Source organism: Micromonospora sp. M51 (assembly GCF_018070305.1).
In the GTDB taxonomy this organism is placed as follows: Bacteria; Actinomycetota; Actinomycetes; order Mycobacteriales; family Micromonosporaceae; genus Micromonospora; species Micromonospora parva.
Window position 1 is genome coordinate 1 of sequence record NZ_JAGPXZ010001318.1, and the last position, 831, is coordinate 831.

At 75.1% G+C, this 831-nt stretch carries 1 protein-coding gene; it reads right to left on the reverse strand.

Annotated features, from left to right (window positions below; genetic code table 11):
- Window positions 1–831 (reverse strand): DNA polymerase IV (dinB, locus tag KBX53_RS34530; RefSeq protein ID WP_210863984.1); only part of this gene is annotated, 831 nt, incomplete at both ends.

Here is an 831-nt window from a genome sequence, read left to right on the forward strand (position 1 = left end):
GCGGAAGTCGGCCAGCCGGACCTTGAGCGAGACGGTGCGCCCCACCTGGCCGGAGCCGCGTAACCGGACGCCGACCTTAGCGCTGAGCGCGAGCAACGCGCGGCGGATCTCCAACGGGTCGGCCACGTCGACGTCGAAGGTCACCTCGGCGCCGATCGACTTGTCGACGTGCTCGGGGCTGACCCCGCGCGGGTCGCGACCCCAGGCCAGCTCATGCAGGTGCGACGCCGAGGCGGCACCGACGGCTCGACGGAGCATGCCCACCGGCGCCTCGGCGAGGTCGCCGACGGTGGCCAGGCCGAGCTTGCGCAGCGCCTCCGCGGCCCGCTCCCCCACCCCCCACAGGGCGTCCACCGGCAGCGGGTGCAGGAAGTCGAGCACCTGCGCCGGAGGCACGACCAGCAGGCCGTCCGGCTTGGCCCGGGTGGAACCCAGCTTGGCCACGAACTTGGTCGGCGCCACCCCGACCGAGCAGGTCAGCGCCTGCTCGTCGGCGACCCGGCGACGGATCAGCCGGGCGATGGTGGCCGGCGAACCGAAGAGCCGCCGGGCGCCGGTCACGTCGAGGAACGCCTCGTCGAGGGAGAGCGGCTCGACCAGCGGCGTGACGTCCCGGAAGATCTGCATGACGGCCCGGGAGGCGGCCGAGTACGCGGAGAAGTCCGGTGGCAGGTACACCGCGTGCGGGCAGCGGGCCCGGGCCTGGCTGGTCGGCATCGCGCTGCGTACGCCGTACCGGCGGGCCTCGTAACTGGCCGAGCTGACCACGCCGCGCGGGCCGACGCCGCCGACGATCACCGGCCGGCCACGCAGCTCGGGGCGGCGGCGCCC